This is a genomic window from Methanoregula sp. PtaB.Bin085 (assembly GCF_002067035.1).
In the GTDB taxonomy this organism is placed as follows: domain Archaea; phylum Halobacteriota; class Methanomicrobia; order Methanomicrobiales; family Methanospirillaceae; genus Methanoregula.
In genome coordinates, this window is record NZ_MVQB01000043.1 from 84471 (window position 1) to 104003 (window position 19533).

The window sequence follows — 19533 nt, forward strand, 5'->3', positions numbered from 1 at the left end:
ACTGGCCCGGAGTATCCTCAGGAGTATCGCGATTATGTTGGGTTTTTGGATCCTTTTTCCTTTTCATTATCCTGTGTCACGCCCGGTTGAATACGTCCTGTACCTGAGAACCCGCATCGGTAATAAAACAGTTATTTGAGGGAGATCATCGTCCCGACGCCGTCACGGGTGAAGAGCTCGAGGATGAGGTTGTGCTCGATGTTCCCGTTGATGATGTGCGCATACTCCACGCCGTTCTCCACGGCCTTTGTCAGCGACGCGACCTTCGGGATCATCCCCTCGCCGATGGCACCTGATTTCCGGAGATTGTTGGCTTCGGCAATCGTGAGTTTCCTGAACACCTTCGTCCGTCCCTTGTCCATGACGCCGTCGACATCGGTCATGTTGACGAGCTTGTAGGCTTTCAGGGCGATCGCGATATCGCCGGCTGCGGTGTCGGCATTGATGTTGAGGCTCCCGCCGGACCGGTCGATCGCGATCGGTGCAATAACGGGGATATACTTCGTGTCGAGCAGGGTGTTGAGGAGGGCCGGGTCGATCCATTCGATCTCTCCCACGTGCCCGAGGTCCACTTCCTTCTGGACGCCGCCGATCTCGACCTTCTGCATCTCCATCTTCTTTGCAAGGATGAGGTTCCCGTCACTTCCCGAGAGGCCGACACCCCGTGCACCGCACTTGGCGATCAGGGAGACGATATTGGCGTTGATCTTGCCGACAAGGACCATCTGGGCGATCTCGAGGGTTTCGTTGTCGGTGACCCGGAGCCCGCCGACGAAGACGGACTCCTTGCCCATCTGCTTCATCTTCTCGGAAATCTCCGGCCCGCCGCCGTGGACGAGTACGACGCGGATGCCGACATAATGGAGGAGGACCGCGTCCCGTATCGCGTTCTCCAGCACCACGGGGTCCACCATCGCGTGGCCCCCGAGCTTGATGACGATGGTCTTTCCATGGAACTGCTGGATGTACGGCAGCGCCTCCATCAGAACGTCTTCGCGCTTCATGTTGTATACTTCCCGTTGATCTCCACGTATTTTTCCGTCAGGTCGCAGCCCCACGCGGTCGCCTCTGCCTTCCCCGCGTCGAGGTCGAGGATAAAGACGACGTTCTTCCCGCGCATTGCCATCTTGGCTGCAGCCAGGTCGGCGATGATTGCGCCGGACTTCACCAGCGGGAACCTGTCGTTCCCGTCGCTGATCCAGAGCGAGACCGCATTGGGATCGAACTTCACGCCGGCCCGGCCGGCGGCGGCCACGACCCGGCCCCAGTTCGGGTCCTCGCCGTACACGGCGGTCTTGACAAGCGGGGACTCGATGACCGTGCGGGCGACCTTCTCGGCATCGTCCTCCTTCTTTGCCCCTTTCACCACGATCTCGAGCAGCTTGCTCGCGCCTTCCCCGTCGGCAGCGATCTGCTTCGCAAGCGAACGGCAGCACTCCTCGAGCGCTGCGGAGAACTCTTTTATGTTCACCTTCCCTGCCTCGCCGGTCGCCGTGCAGAGAGCGATGTCGTTGGTGCTGGTGTCGCCGTCGACCACGACGCGGTTGAAGGACCGTTTCGTGGCAAGTTTCAGGGCTTCGGAGAGCTTCGCGGCCCCGATATCCGCATCGGTATAGATGAACGCAAGCATCGTCCCCATGTTCGGGGCGATCATGCCGCTCCCCTTGGTGATTCCGCCGATGGTGAACCCTTCCCGTTCCACGAGCGCGTGCTTCGGGACGAGGTCCGTGGTCATGATCGCCTTCTCCGCAAGGTCCTCTGCTTCCGGCGTGCTGGCGAGCTTCGGTGCCACCACCCCGCACTGCTTTTTTATCAGCGGCAGGTCGAGATACCGGCCGATAACGCCGGTGCTTGCAACGCCGATACGCGAGGGTTTGATCCCCAGCGCTTCACCGGCATACTCCGTCATCGTGACAGCGTCGGCATAGCCCCGTTTCCCGGTGTAAGCGTTTGCGCACCCGCTGTTGGCGATGACCGCTTCCAGCCTGCCTGCCTTCATCTGTTTTTTCATCAGCTCGATGGGTGCAGCACGGACAAGGTTTGCCGTGAACACCCCGGCAGCTGTTCCGCTGGCGCTGATGAGCGCAAGACCGTACTTCCCTTCTTTTACGCCCCAGGCTTTGACCCCGGGGACTGCACAGATACTCTTGAATGACATCTACTCCTCAGCCTCCCCGTTACCGGAATATGCCGCCCCGATCGCGTTTATGATATCCGCCCGGGTGATGATACCAACGATAGTCTTGCCCCGCATCACGGGGAGCCGGGCAATACCCTCCTTCAGCATGAGGGATGCAGCAGCCTCGACGCTCATGTCCTCTGTTGCGGTGACAACGCGGTGGGTCATGATCTTTTTTGCAGGCATGTCGCCGATATTGGTCAGGGCGTGTTTTGTTTTCTCCCAGTTGATGTACTCCCGGATCGGCACCTCGATGACCTCGAAGGGGGACGGGAGCCAGAGGTCGTCCGAGATCCGCTCGGTCTTCAGGAGGGTGATGAGGTCGGACTCGGTGACGATGCCGACCAGTTCTTTTCCTTCAAGGACCGGGAGGCCCCCGATATGGTGCTTCCGAAACAGCGCAACAACCTGCCGGAGCGGGGTCTCCGCGGTGCAGACCACGGGATTTTTTGTCATCGCTTCCTGTACAAGCATGGTTCCTCCCCGCTCAGGGGAACATCCCGGCGCCGGTAAGGCCGTCGTTTTCCTTGTAGCCGCACATCAGGTTCATGTTCTGGATGGCCTGGCCGCTCGCTCCCTTGACCAGGTTGTCGATTGCCGAGCAGGCTACGACCCGCAGGCCTTCGCTCTCCACCATGACGTCGCAGAAGTTGCTCCCGCGGACTGCAGCAAGGACAGGCTTCTGGTACCGGACGAAATACTCGTCCCTGTAGAAGTCGCGGTAGAGCTTCTCGACCTCTTTCTGCTCCATCGGCTCGTCCAGGAGAATGTGTGCCGTGGTCAGGATGCCGCGGTTCACGGGCACGAGGTGGGGCGTGAAGTAGACCTTTGCCTTCGATTTGAGGAACGCCATCTCCTGCTTCATCTCGGCAAGGTGGCGGTGGCTCGTCCACTTGTACGGTCCGACATTATCACCCACGTTGGGATAGTGCGTTGTAGCCGATGGATTGTCGCCCGCCCCGCTGACACCGGTCTTGGAATCGTAGATGACCGTGTGGGCGTATTTTGCAAGGGGAGCCGCCGCAAGGGTTGCCCCCGTGGGGAAGCAGCCGGGGTTCGAGACGAACTTCGCGTTGATGCACTCCTTGCGATGGAGCTCGGGGATGCCGTACGGTGCGGGGAAATAATCCGAGTGCTTGACATCGTACACTTTCTCGAACACGTCCTTCGGCAGCCGGTAGTCTGCGCTGAGGTCCACGACTTTGATCCCGCGGGACAGGAGTTTGCCGGCATAGGTCATCGCCGCCGTGTGAGGGACCGCGAGGAATGCCACGTCCGCATCGATGGCATCGGTCTCAGGATTCGTGAAGGTGAGATCCGTGAACCCTTTCAGGTGGGGGTGGATCTGGTCAAGGGGAGTACCGGCAAGTTTCCGCGACGTTGCGCACGTCACCTCGGCCTCGGAATGGTAAGCCAAGAGGCGGACCAGCTCACCACCGGCATAGCCGGAGGCCCCGATAATCGCGATTTTCATGGAGAAATATCCGATTACTGGAAATTTAATGGTTCTTAACGGGAAGACGGGGAGGCCGGCGGAATAAAAGCGGGGTTATGCCTGCCCGGTCCTGCGGGAATACACGGAATACAGCCGCTGGCCGAGCAGCTCGATCCGCTGCCGGTCCTCGAGCCCGGTGATCAGGTCATCCGGGAGTTTGTCGGCACCATCCCGTGCCCCGAGATATGCCCCGCAGAGGAACGCGATCGTGTCGGTATTCCCCCCGGTATTGGCTGCGACTGTGAGAAGGTCGGGGGGGTGGGTATACCGGCTGATCAGGAAGAACGCAATCGGCACGGTCTGGAAGACCGAGACATCGTTGCCGATCTTGAGGAGCGCGGTCTCCGTCTCCATTCCATCTTTCTCGAGAACGAGCGCGTTGCGGATCTTGCCTCCCAGCACCTCATCCTCAACCTGAGCCTTGGCAAGGGCCTTGCCAATCGGATCGGGCGTTTCGTGAAGGGTATGGTACAGGAGAGTCACGAAGGTCGAGACCGCGGCGTGGGCGGCCGGGTGGGTATGCGTGACATTGCAGGCCCGGACTGCCCGTTCGCAGGCTTCGCTCATATCGGGGAACGCGAGGGCAAAGGGGACCGCGAGGGGGAGGCAGCCGGCAGTGGTCGACTTGACACCCTTGCGGGGCACATTCTCCCGGTCAACGTGCTCGCAGACCGCAGAAACCGATCCGTCGGGGAAACGCAGTGCTCCCCTGCCGTACAGTTCGCGGAGTGCCGCGGTGTACCGTTCCTCGTTGTATTTACCGTCAGCAAGGAGGGTTGCAACCAGGATCATGATCTGGGTGTCGTCAGTATACTGCCCCGGGTTCAGGCCTTCGTTGGGATGACCCTTGTAGGGTCGCCTGTACCCGTACTTCATCTTGTTGATATTGGGTGAGGTGCTCTCGTTGGGCATGCCGAGCGCGTCGCCGATCGCTGCGCCTAAGAGGCACCCCGTGAATTTCTTCAGCATCATTGCTCTATTGGAAAACCCGGACAGATAATCCTTCTTATATCTTTTAAGGGCGGACAGAATCCCGCATTGTCCAATCAGGGAGCTGCTATTTTCCCTGCACGGACAGAACCGGATCACCCTTTGGATTTTGTCGAAACCATATTCGACAAATTTTAAATATGATGTTCAACATGATTAATAATGTAAAATGGGTGTGACATGACGGAAGACTTTGATGTCAGACTGGTTGAGGACGTGAAATCGTACACGCCCGATCCCGCGTACAGGAAAAATGCCTGGATGCCGGACTACCAGAAAGCCTATGCAGAATTTATGAAAAACCCGGAAAAATTCTGGGAGGCCCAGGCAAAGGAACTGGACTGGATCAGGCCATGGGATAAGGTACTGGAATGGAACTACCCGTACGCAAAGTGGTTCACTGGTGCTCAGCTGAATATCACGCTCAACTGTCTTGACCGGCATGCCAACAACAGCCGGCGCAACAAAGTCGCCCTCATCTGGAGGGGGGAGGAGGGGCGCGAGCGGATCTTCACGTACCAGAAGCTGCTGTCCCAGGTCTGCCGCTTTGCGAACGCCCTGAAAAAAATCGGTGTGAAGAAAGGTGACTGCGTCTGTATCTATATGCCGCTTGTCCCGGAACAGCTCATAGCCATGCTTGCCTGTGCCCGTATCGGCGCAGTCCACAGCGTCGTGTTCGGTGGTTTCGGCTCTGCTGCGCTGAACATGCGCATTAATGATGCCGGGGCAAAGGTCATCATCACCGCGGATATCTCGATCCGTCGCGGAAAGGCAATCCAGCTTAAGGCGATCGTTGATGAGGCCACGGTCGATGCCCCCACGGTCGAGCATGTCATCGTGCTGCGGCGGCGGGAGCCGCTCGTTGATCTCCAGGAGATCGAGCTCGACTTCCACGAGATGATGGCGGGAATGCCGGACACCTGCGAGCCTGAGGTCATGGACGCCGAGGACCCGTTCTTCATCCTGTATACCAGCGGGTCCACCGGCAAGCCCAAGGGGATCGTTCACACCTGCGCAGGATACATGGTCGGTACCCATTACACCAGTAAAAACGTCTTTGACATCAAGGAGAACGACACCTACTGGTGCACCGCCGATCCCGGCTGGATCACCGGCCACAGCTACATAGTGTACGGACCGCTTGCAGTGGGTGCAACGGTCTTCATATCGGAGCTGACCCCGGATTACCCGGATGCAGGCAGCTACTGGAGCCTCATCGAGGAGCAGAAGATCACGATCTTCTACACTGCACCGACAGCCATCCGGATGTTCATGAAGATGGGCGAGGAGTGGCCGGACAAGTATAACCTGAGCTCCCTGCGGATCATCGGGTCGGTTGGCGAACCCCTCAACCCGGAAGCGTTCGAATGGTATTACCGGGTCATCGGGAAGAAGCGGTGCCCGATCGTGGATACCTGGTGGCAGACAGAAACGGGAATGATCATGATCACAACCGTGATCGGCGAACCCATGCACCCGGGATTCGCCGGCAAACCCCTCCCTGGCGTAATAGCCGATGTCGTGGACAAGGAGGGAAAGCCCGTGAAACCCGGCACCGGCGGGCTGCTCGTAGTAAAATCTCCCTGGCCATCCATGCTCCGTACGGTCTACAAGGACGACGAGCGGTACCGCAAGTACTGGTACACCATCGACGGTGTTTATACCGTGGGCGACCTTGCCGTAAAAAGCAGGGACGGCTACATCATGATCCTGGGACGATCGGACGACATCATCATCGTTGCCGGCCACAATATCGGGACAGCCGAGGTCGAGAGCGCGCTGGTCTCCCACCATGCGGTAGCCGAGGCTGCGGTCATCGGCAAGCCGGATGAGGTCAAGGGCAACAGCATCAAGGCATTCGTCATTCTCCGGGTCGGCAACAAGCCAGGCGACCGGCTCAGGCAGGACCTGCTCCACCATGTCAGGAGCACGCTCGGGCCGATCGCCATGCCCCATGAAATCGATTTCGTGGACAAGCTGCCCAAGACCCGGAGCGGCAAGATCATGCGCCGGGTGCTCAAGGCAAAAGAGATGGGTATGGACCCCGGCGACGTGTCCACGCTGGAGGAGTAAACTCCTCTTTGTTTTTCGGCCGGATCCCCTCAGAGGGATATGCGACAGACAATGAGATCTGACGAGAGGGTATTATGACGGAAAATTCACCTGAAACGATTATGGGAATGGAAGCGGAAAAAGGGCGCTGGGTGCTGGTCATCCCCGGGATGCTCATCAACCTCTGCCTCGGCACGATCTACTCGTGGAGCGTCTTTGTCGCACCGCTCACCGAGTACTTCAGGAAAGACCTCGGGCTCGCGGTGACGGCGAACGATGTCCTGCTGCCGTTCTCGGTCTTCCTGTTATTCTTTGCCATCACCATGGCATTTGCCGGCAAATATATCGAGAAGTACGGGCCGCGGAATGTCACGATTGTCGGCGGGATCCTGACCGGCCTCGGCTGGCTGCTCGCGTCGTTTGCCACGTCGGTGCCGATGCTCTATGTCCTGTACGGTGTTGTCGGCGGGATCGGTGTCGGGATCGCGTACGGCGTCCCGGTTGCGGTTGCTGCACGCTGGTTCCCCGACCGGCGGGGCCTTGCCGTAGGCCTGACACTGCTCGGATTCGGTTTCTCCGCGTTCTTCACGGCAAACATCGCGTCGTACCTGATCGGGGCGTACGGGGTCATGACAACGTTCAGGATCTTCGGGATCGCGTTTGTCATCCTGACCGTCCTCCTCGCCCTGCCGCTGAAGTTCCCGCCGGCCGGGTGGAAACCCGCCGGGTGGACTCCCCCGGCGCCGGCTGCAGGCCGGGCGGTCACCTGCGAGCTCCGGCGCGAGGAGATGGTCAAGACTTCCTCGTTCTACGCGCTGTGGGCCTGCTACTTCATCGGCTGCCTTGCCGGCCTCATGGCGGTCGGCATCGCAAAGCCTGTCGGCTCGGATATCGGCATCGAGGCGGGTCTCGCAACGATCCTCGTCGGGGTCTTTGCGATCTTCAACGGCTTCGGCCGGCCGGTCTTCGGTTCCCTCACCGACCGCCTCACCCCCCGGAACACAGCCATGCTCTCGTTCGTCCTGATCGCGGCCGTGTCCGTCCTGATGTGGCAGGTGCCGGCGGTCCCGGTGTACCTCCTTGCCTTTGTCGTCCTCTGGGGCTGCCTCGGAGGGTGGCTCGCGATTGCCCCGACCGCGTGCGGCAGCTACTTCGGCACCTGCGACTACCCGCGATGCTACGGCGTGCTCTTCCTTGCCTACGGTGCCGGCGCCATTGCCGGGCCCCAGCTGGCAGGATTCATCAAGACCTCGACCGGCTCCTATCTCGGGGTATTCCCGTACGTCGCGGTTCTCGCGGCGATCGGGTTTGTCATCGCGTTCGCGCTGCTGAAGCCGCCGAAGGTTTCCCCTGAAAATATCGCCAAATGATAGAATGATGGGGGCCTGATGCCCCCATACTTCCGGTTAGGATAGTTGCCGCCGCCCCCGCAGGGGCTCTCCCGCGGCGGCTTTCAATACGCGTTTCACGGAACCTGCTCTGGCCCAGCCGTGTCTCGGAGAGGCCCTGAGGCGGGGGGCCATCGTAATTTCCAGCTGTTGCCTGTTTTTCATTATTCACGTCTGAACGCTTGTTAAGCCGGGTTTCTGACTGAGTTTTTTCCAAAAAAAACTCTACGGTTACCTAATGGTGGATCTTCTTCCTCTGGGCGATCCGGTATCCCGAGATGACCTGAAGGGAGTCCCCGAACTCCCGGTCGAGATCCGGGTCTCCGGAATCGATATAGAGATGCTTAATCTCCGCGAGCTTGTGGGGCGTTGCGATAACGATGAGATTTTTTATCCCGACCTTCCGCACGAGTGCGGCACTGATCTGCTGGTTGCCCCGGCCGAGGACAAATCCCTGCGCCCCGATCGGGCTGAGGATAATCCGGGTATCGGGGTACTTGTCCGCAAGGGCAAGGAGGGTCTTCTCGTCGCAGTCGGTTGCGACAAGGCGCCGGTCCCTGACGGCATCCACACCAAGCAGGGTCTTTTTTATCCCGAGCCGGCGGGCAATGGCCTCGGTCGTGGTACCTGCCCCGATGATGTAGAGGGTTCCCCGGAGCATGATCTCGTCAACGAACTGGGCGATTGCGGCCTTTGCCCGCTCTTCGTCCGCCTCCTCGTACACTGCCTTCGCCGCCTGGGTCTTCCCTGCAAGCGCCGGGGTCCGGGCGATCCCGTACAGGCGGGTCTTCAGGGTATTGGCCCGGTACGCGTCCTCATCGACATCCATGACTTCCGCATCCCTGAGGCGGTGCCGGTCGAATGCCTGCACGAGGTCCGCCGCACTGGCCGGGTCGACGGCAAAGACCGCGGAATACATCTTGACCCCCGCGGGGATGCCGAGGAGCGGGACATCCCGGCCGGTGATGTCAAAGACATCGCGTGCCGTCCCGTCCCCCCCGCAGAACAGGACCAGGTCCACCCCGTTTTTCAAAAAAGCTTTCACGGCGTTCTTCGTATCCGCCTGGCTGCTCTCGCCGGTATACCGGTACACCTCCTCAAAATCTGTGATACCTGCACCCTTCAGGGCATCCGCACCCATTGATCCGGAGCAGGTGATGAATACCAAATCCGTCTTTCCTGCAAGACGCCCGAGTGCTGCCGTTGCCCGGTCCGTGGCATGCGGGACAGCGCCACGCCGCCGTGCTTCCTCAACATTCCCGTCGGTCCCTTTCAGCCCTACCGACCCGCCCATCCCGGCAACCGGGTTGACGATGAGACCGATCCGTTTCATGAAAAAAGATGAGCAGCCGGGATTATTGTATCTTGGGGATACGGCCGATGGCCTCTTTGATCAGTTCGTCCGGGTACTCGTAGTCCACGAGCTGCCCGGAGTAGAACGCATCGTAGGCGGACATGTCGAAGTTGCCGTGGCCGGAGCAGTTGAAGAGGATGGTCTTGTCCTCGCCCGTCTTTTTGCATTTCATCGCCTCGTCGATGGCTCCCTTGACTGCGTGGGCGGTCTCAGGGGCAACGATGATCCCTTCCGTGCGGGCGAAGGTCTGGGCTGCATCGAAGACCTCGCTCTGGTGGTACGCGACCGCCCGGGCAACCCCGTCGTGGACAAGGCGCGAGACGATGGGCGAGTCGCCGTGGTACCGGAGACCGCCGGCGTGCATGGACGGCGGGATGAAGTCATGGCCGAGGGTGTACATCATCAGGAGCGGGGTCAGCCCGGCAACGTCCCCGAAGTCGTACGTGAAGACACCCTTCGTCAGGGTCGGGCACGATGCCGGTTCAACGCCGATGATGTCCACATCCTTGTGCTTCCCGGTCATCTTGTCGCCCGCGAACGGGAACGAGATCCCGGCAAAGTTCGATCCGCCGCCAACGCAGCCGATGACAACGTCCGGGTAGTCGTCGACCATCGCGAGCTGCTCCCGGCACTCCTGACCGATAATGGTCTGGTGGAGGCAGACGTGGTTCAGCACGGAGCCGAGCGCGTAGTTGGTGTCGGCGTGCGTTGCGGCGTCCTCGACGGCCTCAGAGATCGCGATCCCGAGCGCCCCGGGGGTGTCCGGGTCCTTGTCCAGCACAGCCTTTCCCGAGTTCGTCTTCGTGCTGGGGCTCGGGATGCACTCCGCTCCCCAGACATGCATCATCGACTTGCGGTAGGGTTTCTGGGTATAGCTCGACCTGACCATGTAGATGGTGCAGTCGAGATCGTAGAGCATGGTCGCGAACGCCAGCGCGGATCCCCACTGCCCGGCGCCGGTCTCGGTTGCAATCCGCTCGATCCCGGCCTTCATGTTGTAGTACGCCTGCGGGATCGATGTGTTGGTCTTGTGGCTCCCCGCAGGGCTCACGCCCTCCCACTTGTAGTAGATCTTCGCCGGGGTCTTCAGGAACTTCTCCAGCCGGTGGGCGCGGTACAGCGGGCTTGGCCTCCAGAGGTGCAGGACTTCCTGGACTTCCTGCGGGATGTCGATATACCGGTCGGTCGAGACTTCCTGTCTGATGAGTTCCATCGGGAAGATGGCCTTGAGGTCATCGGGTCCCACCGGTTTGTGGGTAGCGGGGTGGAGATCGGGTGCCAGTGGCGACGGCAGGTCCGCCTGGATATTGTACCACTTCTTCGGCATCTGATCCTCTTCGAGCAGGATCTTGGTCTTCATACTCAGTACTTACTCTGTACAAATATATACATTGTGGCACACAAATGCTTAATTGTGTATTCTTTTGCACATGGAATCCGGGTCCATTCCAAGCCTGAAATCAAATATTTTTTCCGAGCATCTGCCGTAATGTATATCGAACCATCATGGTCTTCATCTACTACAGCCAGGGTGTCGCCTCCCAGTACCAGGATTTCACCGAGCGCCTGATGTCCCACCTTGCCCTGAAGGGCACGGAGATCACGCAGCAGGATCTCAAGGAAACCACCGCCCGGATGCATGTCAAGCACACAGACGAGCAGGGAAAACTGGACATCGCGGTCGAGAACGACAATGTCAAGGTGTCCTACACGGTCGAACGCGAGCGCAAGGAGATAACGAAGGGCGTTGCCGGGGCTGTTGCCGGGGCTGGCCTTGGCGGCCTGATCGGAAATATCCTGCGGAAGGACCAGAGCGTCGGCGATGCCCTTGCCGGTGCTCTTGGCGGGGCCGCGACCGGCGGTGCATACGGTGCATACAGCGGATGGGAGGAGTCCAAGAACGAGCGGACCGAGTTCGCCGCAGTTCTGGCACAGACGATAAAAGAGGTCGAGGACGAGCTCCAGTACATCATCCAGGGGCAGCAGGAGGCAAAGGAGGCAATCCGGGAGAAAGGCCGGCAGAAGCTCGAGGAGGAGAATGCAAAGGCAGACGAGTACCGGGGCATGCTCGAAGACCTCTACGGGCAGGTCCTTGCCGTGCAGGAAGAGATCGGGATGGCCGGCAGCGAAGGAACGAACGTGACAAAACCGAAAGGCCGGATCGATCGTGCAGAGGCCCTGTACAAGGAAGCGCAGGCCGCATTCGACAAGAAAGAGTTCGGCACGATAAAACCGAAGATCACCGCGGCGCAGAACATGGTCGAGAAGGCGCGGGAAGCCCTGTCAGAGGCCCAGTCGGGCTCGTGATCCCCTGCAGTACCGGTCCTGGTCCCGGCACTACCCGTTTTTTTATCGTTATCTTATTACCCTGCAGCGAGTATCTGTATACAGACGACCGGCCGGGTACGGATGGCAGCTGCCTGCAGGAAATGCCCTGCGGGGGAAAACCGGATTTTCCCTGCGCCCTCTGACGTGGAAAAACCCTCAGAAACCATTTATAGTGTCAACATCAATATGTTGACGAGTTCTCCGGCAGGACACTCATCGTTATCCAGCAGACATATGGTGTAAAAATGAGTTCATCTCTCCCAGAAGTACTGACCAACCCGGATGCATTTTTCGGCAGCGTGATCGCAGAGAAAGAAAACCTGAAGACACCTGCCCTCATCGTCCTTGCGGGCGCCATTGTAGGAGCCGTCTACGGCTACCTCATGGGCGGGCTGAGTGCAAAGATGATGGCGGGCGTGATGCCCGGCATGGATGCGATTATCTCCATCTCCGCCACCCTCGGCGCCCTGATCGGGACGTTCATCTTCTGGCTCATTGCAGCCGGGATCTTTTACGGTATATCGGCCGTTTTCAGGGGGAGCGGATCCTTCAACCGTGTCCTTGAGATCGTGGGATACGGGTATCTCCCCCAGATCATCGGTTCCCTCATAACGCTCATTGCAGCGGTCATGTATATCCCGAGGATTACTGTCCCGGCCCTCACGAAAGCCGCACTGGAGGATCCGGCAGTCATGCAGGAAGCAACAAAAGCATTCATGCACGACCCGGCCATGATGGAGCTGACGCAGATCACGACGCTCGTCTCCATCGTCTTCATGCTCTGGAGCGCCCACATCTGGATCTTCGGCATGAAACACGCCCGCGGCCTCTCGCCGAGGGACGCGGCTGTCTGTGTCGGTGTCCCGATCGTCCTCTGGGTCCTGTACCTGACGTACAATCTCGGGGTAATGTAAATGAAATTCAGAAAAAGCAGGACCATTGCCTTCCTCCTCGTGCTGCTCAGCCTCATGCCCGGCATGGTGCTTGCATTTATGACTCCCGAGTCGATAGTAACGGCCGGTAATGTGTACGTATCGGGAGCTGAGTTCGATCCCGGCTCGTTCTTTACCGGCGATCGCGGGACGGTTACGGTGTACGTGACCAACGGGAATACCAACCAGAGTGTTGTGGTGAACCATGCAACCATCGGAGACCAGAATATCCGGCGCACGAGCGATCCCTACGATACCTCGGCAAATATCGGGCCGCTCCAGACCCGGCCCTTTATCTTTTCCGTGGCCACCGATGCATTCGAAGGCACGTACTACCCGACGTTCTCCCTCAGTTTCCGGGATGCGGACAGCCTCTATTACCGGGCAATGGTCAGGGTGGACAATACCCCGCTGGAACTGACCGTCCTTGACAAGCCGGATGCGTTCACGCAGGGAAAGAAACGGACCATCAACTTCCAGGTTGCCAACCCGCGGACAAACAACGTGACGAACGTCATCCTTGACGTGGCCGGCGACGGCATCTCGGCGACGCCCGGCCGGGTGTTTATCGGCAATCTCGGCAGTGGCGGGAAAATGCCGGTCAATATCTCGGTAACTCCCGAAAAGGCGGGCACCGCACTGGTGACGCTGAGCTACAATAACGGCAACAATCCCCACACAACCACCCTTGAGCTGCCGGTGCAGTTCGGCGTGGACAAGAAACAGGCCAACCCGGTCGTCAGCAACGTGCAGGTAACGAGCACCGGCGGTGTCTACTCGGTAACCGGCGATGTCAATAATGCCGGCCTCGAGACCGCCAATACCGTCATGGTCACGTCCCTTGCACCCGCGGTGCCGCAGGACCCGTACAAGACATACGTTGTCGGTGCGCTCAAGCCGGACGACTTCGGCAGCTTCGAGATCACGTTCACCGCAGAGCCTGGCAACACCAGCGTCCCCATCGAGATGTCCTACAAGGATGATGACGGGAATATCTACCGCTCGGTCCAGAACGTGAAGATCTCCTCGTCCGGAGCTGCCTCGATATCCGCGACCGGGGACAGCTCCCAGAACCTGGTGCCCGTTGCGGCGGCAGTCGTCGTCATCCTCGCCTTTGTCGGCTTCTGGATCTACCGCCTGAGAAAGAACACGAAGTGACCGCACCCATGGACAACCTACCGGTCATGCAGTTCCGGGACGTGGTCAAGGTGTACCCGCTCCCGGCAGGCGATGTCGTGGCACTGGACGGCGTCTCGTTCCAGGTGGACCGGGGGGAGTTCATCTCGGTGATGGGACCCTCCGGCTCGGGCAAGTCCACGCTCCTCAACCTGATGGGGTGCCTCGATACCCCCACATCCGGCGATATCTGGATCAGCGGAAACGCGATCCGGGACATGTCCGATGCGGAGCTGACAAGCCTCCGGCGGGACCGCATCGGGTTCATCTTCCAGTACTTCAACCTCTTCCCGCTCCTCAACATCATCGAGAACGTCACGTTCCCCATGATGCTCAAGACAGGGAAGGGGGTTGATCCCGAGCGGGGGAAGGAGGTGCTCCGGGCAGTCCAGCTGGACGACAAGCTCTTCACCCACACGCCAACCGAGCTCTCCGGGGGCCAGCAGCAGCGGGTCGCCATCGCCCGGGCCCTCATCAACAATCCCGACATCCTCCTCTGCGACGAGCCGACCGGCAACCTGGACTCGAAGACCGGCGCCGGCATCATGGAGCTGATGAGCGACCTCAACCGCAAGGGCACGACCATCATCATGGTCACCCATGATCCGAATATCGCGAGTTACTCCAGGAGGACGATCCGGATCGCCGACGGGAGGATCGTGTCATGAGCATCTTCTGGGAGATCGCCAAGCGCAACATCCGGGTCCATTTCCTGCGTTCGGCTCTCGCCATGCTCGGCATCGTGATCGGGGTCGTTGCCATCGTATCGATGGGAATCCTCGGGAACGCCATGGTAGCCATGGTCTCCGAGACCATCTCGTCTGTCGGGGACAGCGTCGTCGTGTACCCGTATTTCGGGAGCGCCGGGATGGGCGGGGGAAATATCGCGAACCTCAGGATCACGGACCAGCAGTTCCAGCAGATCAAACGAGTCGTCGCTCCCAACGTGGCAGTTCCGGTGCAATCGGCATCGGAACGCATGAAGATCGGCGTTGGTGGCGACGATATCATCGCCACGGTATATGGCGTAGACCCTCAGTACATCCCCGATCTCCGTTTCGACCTGGAAGCCGGCAGTAATAACAATGCCAATTCCGGGTGCATGGTGGGATCGACCTTTGCGAAGGACAACAACATCAAGGTCGGGTCCCGGATTTCCCTGGGTTCGGACGGCTCAAAGGGGACCCTCCGCGTCACCGGCATCATCAAACAACGCGGGATGAGCTTTGATATCAGCACGGACAATGCCGTTGTCGTTACCCGGGACTGGTTTGAAAATTCCTACGACCGGAAGGACTACGACAATGTCGTCGTCAAGGTGAAACAGGGCCAGGACAGCGCAGCGATCACCACCACCATCGAGAAGCAGATGAACAAGCGGGACAAGGTGGTCATGGCGATGGACAGCAAGGTTGTCCTCGGCGCAATCAACGATATGGTGGGCCAGGTCACGCTGTTCGTTGTCGCTATCGGCGGGATATCCATGATCGTTGCCGGAGTCTCGATCTTCAACATCATGATGATGTCGGTCAGCGAGCGGATCAAGGAGATCGGTATCATGAGGAGCATCGGGACCCAGAAGAAGGAGGTGATGAGCATGTTCGTGTACGAGGCGGTCATCATCGGCGTTGTCGGGAGCGCGATCGGCGGAGTCATGAGCCTTCTCGGGGGATATGCCATCAACGTGCTCATCTTAAAGTCGACCAAGTATCTCTTTACCATCCCGAACGCGATCTCCATTGCACAGGGTGTGGCATTCGGGATCGTGGTCTGTATCGCCTGCGGGATCTACCCGGCATGGAAGGCGGCGAACATGAATCCCATTGACGCACTCCGGCACGAGTAACGGGTATCTCCTCTGCGGTACCATCCGCGATCTTTTTTACCGGGCAGCTCCATACGGTATGCCATGAACCCGGCGCCCGCCCAGGCACCCTGCGTGGATCCCGACTGGAACGAGGTCTGGAAACAGCAGCAGATCCTCCATGATTCCTCAAAAGTCCAGGAGGACAGAACCCACGACTGGAGCAAAAAGGAGAATGCCGAGCGGTACGATGCGAATGCCCGTAATGAGTATGATGAGCGGGTAAGGGCGACCATCGCGGCCCTCGGTGCAACGAAGGAGATGCGGGTGCTGGACATCGGGGCCGGGCCGGGCACCCTCGCCATCCCCCTCGCCCCGCTCGTGAAGGAGATCACTGCTGTTGAGCCCGGCGCGGGGATGATCAGTGTCCTGAAGGCCCATGCAGAGCGCGAGGGGATCGGGAATATCGCCTGCGTGCAGAAGCTGTGGGAGGACACCGATATCGCCCGCGACCTTGACGGCCCGTACGATATCGTGATCGCATCGCTGTCGCTCACCATGCACGACATCCGGGAGGCGCTCCTGAAAATGGACGCCGCCTGCTCGGGTTCTGTCCACCTCTTCTGGTTCGTGGACATGCCCTTCTGGGAGCGGATGTCGGCGGACCTCCAGGAGCCCCTGCACGGCCGCAAGTACCACCCGGGGCCGAAGGCGGACTGCCTCTTCGGTGTCCTCTGCCAGACAGGCATCTATCCCGATGTCACCATGATGACGCTGCCCAAGGAGTACCGCTTCGGGAGCCGGGAGGAGATGCTTGGGTTCTTCTGCAAACGGTTCGCGGCAAAGACGCCGGAGCAGCAGCGGATCGTGCAGGAGTATATCACGCCGCTGGTCCGGGAGCGTGACGGCGAGGTGGTCGTGTCGGGGGATTCGGTGTTTGCACATATGTGGTGGAAGAAGAAGTCATCCGAATAAGACGGCAGCCTCTCTGACGCTCCCGGGGGCGTCGCCCGGCGGCTCCGCCCCCGCCGCTGTGGCATCCCCGGTTACGATAATGCCGTATTACCGTACACCATACTATCCAAAATCCGTTGCAGGAAACCCGGGGCATCGCAATGCGCTCCCGCTTCCCGCACCGGGGGACAGGACGGGCGCGAGGGGGCCCGCTATCCAAACATCCTTTTTTCCTGCACGCCAATGATCAACGGATGGATACCATTCCCGGGACCCGCATTGTACCGGTAACGCCGGCGAATTTCCCTGAACTTTTAAAGCTCATCGAGGGACTCGCCGCATACGAACACCTCGACCCGCCCGATGAAGCGGCACGCGGGCGTCTCTTTGCCGATGCATTCTCGGATCCGCCCCGGTACGAGGCGTACCTGGCAATGGCTGATGGGGTGCCGGCAGGGTACGTCACGTTCTACCACACCTACTCCAGCTTCCTTGCCCGGCCCTCGCTCTATCTCGAGGACATCTTTGTCCGGGAGGAGTTCCGGCACCGGGGCATCGGCCGCGAGCTCTTCTCGTTCTGCAGGAACATTGCCCGTGAACGCGGCTGCGGGCGGATGGACTGGCAGGTGCTCACGTGGAACGAGCCGGCCATCCGGTTCTACGAGAACGAAGGGGGGAAACGGCTGGAGTGGTATGCGTACCGGATCGGGCGGGAGGAGCTTTGATCCACGTATGGGATACTCCGGATAACGACTCATGACATTCCACGATCTCTTCAGGAGAACGAGTCCGGCAATCATCCGGGAGTATGAACGGGAGCACTCCGCGCTCCCCCGGAGCCTGTCCCTGCCGGCCATAGTCCTCTTCGGTCTTGGCACGATCATCGGTGTCGGCATCTTTGTTGTCACCGGGATTGCTGCGGCAAAATATGCCGGCCCGGCGCTCGTCCTCTCCTTTGTCATTGCCGGGATCACGGCAATCCTTGTCGGCCTCTGTTATGCCGAGTTCGCTGCCATGGCGCCGATCGCCGGCAGTGCCTACTCGTACTCCTATATCACGATCGGCGAGTTTGCGGCATGGATCATCGGCTGGGACCTGATCCTCGAGTACGTTCTTCTCATAAGCGAGGTGGCGATCGGCTGGTCTGCCTATGCTGCGGATTTCCTGAAGCTTGCCGGCGCAGACCTGCCCCCTGCATTCACGTCTGCGCCGGCAGACGGTGGCCTCGTCAACCTGCCGGCGGTCCTCCTCGTCTGTTCTGTCGGGATCCTGACCTGGTGGGGCTTAAAGGAAAGCGTGCAGGCCACGACCGCAGCCATCGTCGTCAAAGGCCTGGTCCTCGGGATATTCTTAGTCATCGGCATCCCGCATATCAACCCGGCGAACTGGAGCCCGTTCATGCCATTCGGGATCTCCGGGATCATGCTCGGGGCTGCCATCACGTTCAACGCATTCCTCGGGTTCGATGCGATCTCGACGGCAGCAGAGGAGACAAAGGACCCGCAGAGGACCGTTCCCTTAGGGATCATCCTGTCGGTCTCGATTGCCATCGTCCTCTATATCCTCGTCACCCTGACGCTGACCGGCATCATGCCGTATTACGAGTACAGCAGCACCGCCGCACCTGCGGTATATGCCCTCGGGTACGCAGGGGCACATTTCGGCGAGGCCCTCATCTCCGCCGGGCTGGTCGGGGGCCTCCTCGCCGGCATCATCGTGGTCTACTACGGCGCCACCCGGATCCTCTTTGCCATCTCCCGCGACGGCCTGCTGCCGCCTGTCTTCATGCGGATCAGCCCCCGCACGCAGACGCCGGCCATGAGCATCCTCCTCATCGGCGTCGTAGCCTCGCTCATTGCCGGGTTCGTCCCCATCACGTATATTGTCGAGCTGGTCAACATCGGGACGCTCGTCGCGTTCACGATCGTTGCCGTATCGGTCATCATCCTCCGCTCCACCCGCCCGGAGATCCCGCGTCCCTTCCGCTGCCCCCTTGTCCCCTTCGTCCCGCTGGTCGCAATCGCGCTCTGCGGGTACCTCATCGTCGTCCTGCCGTTCATCACCCATGTCCGGTTTGTCGTCTGGATGGCCCTCGGGTGCATCATCTACTTCCTCTACAGCAGGAAGCACAGCCGGATCGGGCGGGCCGGGGCTGAGGGCTGAGCCCCTGCCTCATGGGCTCTACCAGTCCCCGCATCCGCCAAATGGTGGCGGTGTACCCTTATACTCCTCCGGCAGATCTCCCCGTGTTACTTCGAGGCGTACCGCTTCACCAGCTTCAGCGCTCCCGAGTTCATGCAGTACCTTTTACCGGTCGGAGGGGGGCCGTCGGGGAAGACGTGGCCGAGATGGGCGCCGCAGCGGGAGCAGAGGACCTCGGTCCGGACCATCCCGTGGCTGCGGTCTTCTGCAGTCCGGACATTCCGGGGGTCAACGGGGGATGAGAAGCTGGGCCACCCGGTCCCGGAATCGAACTTCGCTTTCGCATCGAAGAGGTCTGTGCCGCAGCATGCGCAGGTGAAGATCCCGTCCTCATGGGAATCGTGGTATGCGCCGGTGAAGGCCGGTTCCGTTGCCTGCTGCCGGGCAATCTCGAAGGTCTGCTTCGGGAGAATGGCTTTCCATTCTTCCCCGGTCTTTACGATCGGTTCCACGAGCTCCACCCGCCCGGATTTTACCGAGAATATCGGAATTTTCCCCTGCATGTATCTCTCCTGAATAACCCACGGATACGTGAGAGGATAAAACCTCGCGTCGGGGCATCGGGGGATTCTGCAATCCGGGACGAGTACTTGCCATCCCAAGCAATATCTGTTCCCCTGGTTTCATCCTGAGCTGATATATTTATGTCATAGAGATGCAACAGAACCGGTATCAGAAC

18 protein-coding genes are annotated in these 19533 nt (G+C 59.9%); 10 read left to right on the forward strand and 8 right to left on the reverse strand.

The window, feature by feature from the left end; translation table 11 throughout:
* Positions 1–131: 131 nt before the first annotated feature.
* From argB to A4E33_RS09310, 5 genes are all read right to left on the reverse strand, one after another.
* Positions 132–1004: an acetylglutamate kinase gene (gene argB / locus A4E33_RS09290; RefSeq protein WP_292347500.1), complete on the reverse strand. Its 873-nt coding sequence runs from the start codon at positions 1002–1004 to the stop codon at positions 132–134.
* Positions 1001–2158, reverse strand: a complete 1158-nt coding sequence (argJ, locus tag A4E33_RS09295) for a bifunctional ornithine acetyltransferase/N-acetylglutamate synthase (protein ID WP_292347502.1) — start codon at positions 2156–2158, stop codon at positions 1001–1003. The genes argB and argJ overlap by 4 nt, the downstream gene beginning before the upstream one ends.
* Positions 2159–2653, reverse strand: coding sequence for a CBS domain-containing protein (locus A4E33_RS09300; RefSeq protein WP_292347504.1), 495 nt, complete (start codon positions 2651–2653; stop codon positions 2159–2161). It lies immediately after the preceding gene.
* Positions 2654–2666: 13 nt separating this feature from the next.
* A complete protein-coding gene (argC, locus tag A4E33_RS09305) occupies positions 2667–3653 on the reverse strand; it encodes an N-acetyl-gamma-glutamyl-phosphate reductase (RefSeq protein ID WP_292347506.1) in 987 nt (328 codons plus the stop codon).
* 75 nt (positions 3654–3728) lie between these two features.
* The gene (locus tag A4E33_RS09310; RefSeq protein ID WP_292347507.1) at positions 3729–4646 is read right to left on the reverse strand and encodes an ADP-ribosylglycohydrolase family protein; all 918 of its coding nucleotides are present in this window, start codon (positions 4644–4646) and stop codon (positions 3729–3731) included.
* 198 nt (positions 4647–4844) lie between these two features.
* Between A4E33_RS09310 and acs the strand changes: the two genes are divergently transcribed.
* Complete coding sequence (acs, locus tag A4E33_RS09315) at positions 4845–6737, forward strand: acetate--CoA ligase (RefSeq protein ID WP_292347509.1); 1893 nt, start codon at positions 4845–4847, stop codon at positions 6735–6737.
* Positions 6738–6844: 107 nt separating this feature from the next.
* A complete protein-coding gene (locus A4E33_RS09320) occupies positions 6845–8086 on the forward strand; it encodes an OFA family MFS transporter (RefSeq protein WP_292347511.1) in 1242 nt (413 codons plus the stop codon).
* Positions 8087–8339: 253 nt separating this feature from the next.
* Here A4E33_RS09320 and A4E33_RS09325 read toward each other — a convergent pair whose 3' ends face one another.
* Together A4E33_RS09325 and A4E33_RS09330 are read right to left on the reverse strand one after the other, a co-directional pair.
* Complete coding sequence (locus tag A4E33_RS09325) at positions 8340–9437, reverse strand: ATP-NAD kinase family protein (protein WP_292347513.1); 1098 nt, start codon at positions 9435–9437, stop codon at positions 8340–8342.
* Positions 9438–9459: 22 nt separating this feature from the next.
* Positions 9460–10818, reverse strand: coding sequence for a TrpB-like pyridoxal phosphate-dependent enzyme (locus tag A4E33_RS09330; protein ID WP_292347515.1), 1359 nt, complete (start codon positions 10816–10818; stop codon positions 9460–9462).
* 146 nt (positions 10819–10964) lie between these two features.
* Between A4E33_RS09330 and A4E33_RS09335 the strand changes: the two genes are divergently transcribed.
* From A4E33_RS09335 to A4E33_RS09370, 8 genes are all read left to right on the forward strand, one after another.
* Positions 10965–11765, forward strand: coding sequence for a hypothetical protein (locus tag A4E33_RS09335; protein WP_292347517.1), 801 nt, complete (start codon positions 10965–10967; stop codon positions 11763–11765).
* A gap of 266 nt (positions 11766–12031) precedes the next feature.
* Entirely contained in the window at positions 12032–12700 is a 669-nt protein-coding gene (locus A4E33_RS09340) for a Yip1 family protein (protein WP_292347519.1), read from the forward strand.
* Positions 12701–13876 carry a hypothetical protein gene (locus A4E33_RS09345; protein ID WP_292347521.1) on the forward strand — a complete coding sequence of 392 codons (1176 nt, stop codon included), beginning with the start codon at positions 12701–12703 and terminating at the stop codon, positions 13874–13876.
* 8 nt (positions 13877–13884) lie between these two features.
* Positions 13885–14562 (forward strand): ABC transporter ATP-binding protein, encoded by a 678-nt coding sequence (locus A4E33_RS09350; protein WP_292347523.1) that lies wholly within the window; start codon positions 13885–13887, stop codon positions 14560–14562.
* On the forward strand, positions 14559–15740 hold the full coding sequence (locus A4E33_RS09355; protein ID WP_292347525.1) for an ABC transporter permease: 1182 nt from the start codon (positions 14559–14561) through the stop codon (positions 15738–15740). The genes A4E33_RS09350 and A4E33_RS09355 overlap by 4 nt, the downstream gene beginning before the upstream one ends.
* 63 nt (positions 15741–15803) lie before the next feature.
* A complete protein-coding gene (locus tag A4E33_RS09360; protein WP_292347526.1) occupies positions 15804–16673 on the forward strand; it encodes a class I SAM-dependent methyltransferase in 870 nt (289 codons plus the stop codon).
* A 233-nt stretch (positions 16674–16906) separates the two neighbouring features.
* Positions 16907–17377 carry a GNAT family N-acetyltransferase gene (locus A4E33_RS09365; protein ID WP_292347527.1) on the forward strand — a complete coding sequence of 157 codons (471 nt, stop codon included), beginning with the start codon at positions 16907–16909 and terminating at the stop codon, positions 17375–17377.
* Positions 17378–17408: 31 nt separating this feature from the next.
* The gene (locus A4E33_RS09370; protein ID WP_292347529.1) at positions 17409–18815 is read left to right on the forward strand and encodes an amino acid permease; all 1407 of its coding nucleotides are present in this window, start codon (positions 17409–17411) and stop codon (positions 18813–18815) included.
* A gap of 86 nt (positions 18816–18901) precedes the next feature.
* On the opposite strand, the gene msrB is transcribed toward A4E33_RS09370, so the two are convergent.
* On the reverse strand, positions 18902–19357 hold the full coding sequence (gene msrB, locus A4E33_RS09375) for a peptide-methionine (R)-S-oxide reductase MsrB (RefSeq protein WP_292347530.1): 456 nt from the start codon (positions 19355–19357) through the stop codon (positions 18902–18904).
* Between the last annotated feature and the right edge of the window lie 176 nt (positions 19358–19533).

What these genes read in the sequence shown, in the direction of transcription:
- argB (WP_292347500.1), bottom strand. Translation starts at nt 1,004, where the DNA reads ATGAAGCGCGAAGACGTTCTGATGGAGGCGCTGCCGTACATCCAGCAG.
- argJ (WP_292347502.1), bottom strand. Translation starts at nt 2,158, where the DNA reads ATGTCATTCAAGAGTATCTGTGCAGTCCCCGGGGTCAAAGCCTGGGGC.
- A4E33_RS09300 (WP_292347504.1), bottom strand. Translation starts at nt 2,653, where the DNA reads ATGCTTGTACAGGAAGCGATGACAAAAAATCCCGTGGTCTGCACCGCG.
- argC (WP_292347506.1), bottom strand. Translation starts at nt 3,653, where the DNA reads ATGAAAATCGCGATTATCGGGGCCTCCGGCTATGCCGGTGGTGAGCTG.
- A4E33_RS09310 (WP_292347507.1), bottom strand. Translation starts at nt 4,646, where the DNA reads ATGATGCTGAAGAAATTCACGGGGTGCCTCTTAGGCGCAGCGATCGGC.
- acs (WP_292347509.1), top strand. Translation starts at nt 4,845, where the DNA reads ATGACGGAAGACTTTGATGTCAGACTGGTTGAGGACGTGAAATCGTAC.
- A4E33_RS09320 (WP_292347511.1), top strand. Translation starts at nt 6,845, where the DNA reads ATGGAAGCGGAAAAAGGGCGCTGGGTGCTGGTCATCCCCGGGATGCTC.
- A4E33_RS09325 (WP_292347513.1), bottom strand. Translation starts at nt 9,437, where the DNA reads ATGAAACGGATCGGTCTCATCGTCAACCCGGTTGCCGGGATGGGCGGG.
- A4E33_RS09330 (WP_292347515.1), bottom strand. Translation starts at nt 10,818, where the DNA reads ATGAAGACCAAGATCCTGCTCGAAGAGGATCAGATGCCGAAGAAGTGG.
- A4E33_RS09335 (WP_292347517.1), top strand. Translation starts at nt 10,965, where the DNA reads ATGGTCTTCATCTACTACAGCCAGGGTGTCGCCTCCCAGTACCAGGAT.
- A4E33_RS09340 (WP_292347519.1), top strand. Translation starts at nt 12,032, where the DNA reads ATGAGTTCATCTCTCCCAGAAGTACTGACCAACCCGGATGCATTTTTC.
- A4E33_RS09345 (WP_292347521.1), top strand. Translation starts at nt 12,701, where the DNA reads ATGAAATTCAGAAAAAGCAGGACCATTGCCTTCCTCCTCGTGCTGCTC.
- A4E33_RS09350 (WP_292347523.1), top strand. Translation starts at nt 13,885, where the DNA reads ATGGACAACCTACCGGTCATGCAGTTCCGGGACGTGGTCAAGGTGTAC.
- A4E33_RS09355 (WP_292347525.1), top strand. Translation starts at nt 14,559, where the DNA reads ATGAGCATCTTCTGGGAGATCGCCAAGCGCAACATCCGGGTCCATTTC.
- A4E33_RS09360 (WP_292347526.1), top strand. Translation starts at nt 15,804, where the DNA reads ATGAACCCGGCGCCCGCCCAGGCACCCTGCGTGGATCCCGACTGGAAC.
- A4E33_RS09365 (WP_292347527.1), top strand. Translation starts at nt 16,907, where the DNA reads ATGGATACCATTCCCGGGACCCGCATTGTACCGGTAACGCCGGCGAAT.
- A4E33_RS09370 (WP_292347529.1), top strand. Translation starts at nt 17,409, where the DNA reads ATGACATTCCACGATCTCTTCAGGAGAACGAGTCCGGCAATCATCCGG.
- msrB (WP_292347530.1), bottom strand. Translation starts at nt 19,357, where the DNA reads ATGCAGGGGAAAATTCCGATATTCTCGGTAAAATCCGGGCGGGTGGAG.